General features: G+C 40.9%; 2 protein-coding genes and 1 pseudogene. 1 reads left to right on the top strand and 2 read right to left on the bottom strand.

Annotated features, from left to right (window positions below):
- A partial coding sequence (locus J536_RS23765; protein ID WP_032064200.1) for an efflux RND transporter permease subunit occupies positions 1-1,049 on the top strand: 1,049 nt, incomplete at its 5' end.
- 78 nt (positions 1,050-1,127) lie between these two features.
- Here J536_RS23765 and J536_RS23760 read toward each other — a convergent pair.
- Positions 1,128-1,733, bottom strand: a complete 606-nt coding sequence (locus J536_RS23760; protein ID WP_032057642.1) for a nitroreductase family protein — start codon at positions 1,731-1,733, stop codon at positions 1,128-1,130.
- A 37-nt stretch (positions 1,734-1,770) separates the two neighbouring features.
- Positions 1,771-2,047 (bottom strand): annotated as a pseudogene (locus J536_RS23755) (SDR family oxidoreductase); the annotation flags it as partial.

Raw genomic sequence — 2,047 nt, 5'->3', positions numbered from 1 at the left:
TGCCTGCTTTAATTTCGGCCCAAGAAAAGCTTATGGAAATGGCGGCCCAAAACAAAAAATTTTACATGGTTTACCCAGAAGGTTTACCTCAAGGTGACAATATTAGCTTGAAGATCGACCGCGAGAAATTAAACACTCTAGGAGTAAGCTTTGCTTCTGTTTCGGATATTATTTCGACCTCAATGGGATCGATGTATATCAATGATTTTCCAAATCAAGGCAGAATGCAGCAAGTTATTGTTCAAGCCAATGCAAAATCACGAATGCATTTAAAAGATATCTTGTGTTTAAAGGTTGCAGGCGCAAACGGACAACTGGTGTCTTTATCCGAGGTCGTGATTCCTCAGTGGAATAAGTTGCCGCAGCAATATAATCGCTACAATGGCCGACCATCATTAAGTATCGCTGGAGTGCCTAACATAGGGGTATCTTCAGGTGATGCGATGCGAGAAATGGAAAAGTTAATTGCTAAACTTCCTCAAGGTATTGGTTATGAGTGGACAGGCATTTCACTACAAGAAAAGCAATCTGAATCTCAAATGGTATTTCTTATTGCTTTATCAATGTTAGTCGTGTTTTTAGTTTTAGCTGCACTTTATGAAAGTTGGTCTATTCCTGTCTCTGTCATGCTAGTGATTCCTTTAGGTCTTATTGGGGCTGTAGTGGCTGCAAGTCTGGCAGGTTTTGTTAACGATATTTACTTTCAGGTCGCTATGCTTACCACCATTGGGCTTTCTGCCAAAAATGCCATTTTGATTGTTGAATTTGCGGCAGCCAAGTTAGAGGCTGGTCAGGCATTAATGGACGCTATTATTGAAGGTGCTGGTCAGCGATTACGGCCAATTATTATGACATCTCTGGCTTTTGTTGCAGGTGTTCTTCCATTGGCTGTATCTACAGGAGCAGGGGCTGTTAGCCGAAAAGAAATTGGTATCGCCGTAACTGGTGGGATGATTTCGGGAACTCTACTTTCTATTTTCTTTGTGCCTTTATTTTTTCTTTTAGTTCGTCGTTTAACCAATAAGTTAAACACCAAAAAGGCAAAATGATTTTACAAAACAGAATGTCATTAACAATTAGGCCCTCATGCTATAAATAGCATGAGGGCCTAAAATCTGACTAAAAACTTAGAATGTATTTTGAATAATGACATCGTCGTAAGGAAGTTTGCCCACGCGTGGGTAAGGCTCGGAAGCCGACTTACCAACAGCAATCATTAAACACACCACATGGTCTTCAGGTAAGTTAATGAGCTTCGCCATCGCGTCAAAGTCAAAACCATCCATTGGGCAACTGTCTAAACCATGCTCTTGAGCAAGAAGCATCAAGGTTTGAGCAAAAATACCTGCACTACGCATAACTTCGTCACGTTGGGTTTGTGGACGGTCACGGTAATATTGGTCAATTGCGCCCGCCATAATATTTTGTACTTCTGGAGTCGCGCCATCCCACACACGCTTAGCATCAACTTCCCATGTATTTACTTTTGCACACAACACAATTAGTAATGATGATTCTGTAACTTGTGGTTGATCCCAGGCAATGGTGCGAATTTTTTGTCTTAACTCAGTATCTTCAATGATGACTGGACGCCAATGTTGTAAGTTAAAAGCGCTTGGCGCATTTGCTAAAACTTCTTGTAATAACTGCTTTTTGTTATCGTCAGAAAGTTGAAAAGCAGGGTCGAAGCGTTTAACTGCGCGGCGGTTACGGATGGCATCAATAACATTCATAAGATTTTCCTACTTAAGAGTTGGGTAGCGGTACTCGTTAGTTTTTATAACGTTGGGCTACATCAGCCGAAGAAAAGTTTGGTAGTAATGTGATACGTGATTTTTCAAAATTATTCCATTGATTTTCGTCTTTCAGCACAGGAATTGTGATTGTTTCTTTACGGTCAAAGCCAATCAGGGCTGCATCGACCAAATCATTGACATCCATTAATGGTGGAACTTGGCTTAAGTCGATGCCAGAACGTTCCCAAATTTCGGTTTTAGTAGCAGAAGGCAATACGGCTTGAACATGCACGCCATGATCTTTTAATTCT

Source organism: Acinetobacter sp. 809848 (genome assembly GCF_000581275.1).
Lineage (GTDB): Bacteria > Pseudomonadota > Gammaproteobacteria > Pseudomonadales > Moraxellaceae > Acinetobacter > Acinetobacter pittii.
This window is presented reverse-complemented; position numbering and strand designations above follow the sequence as displayed.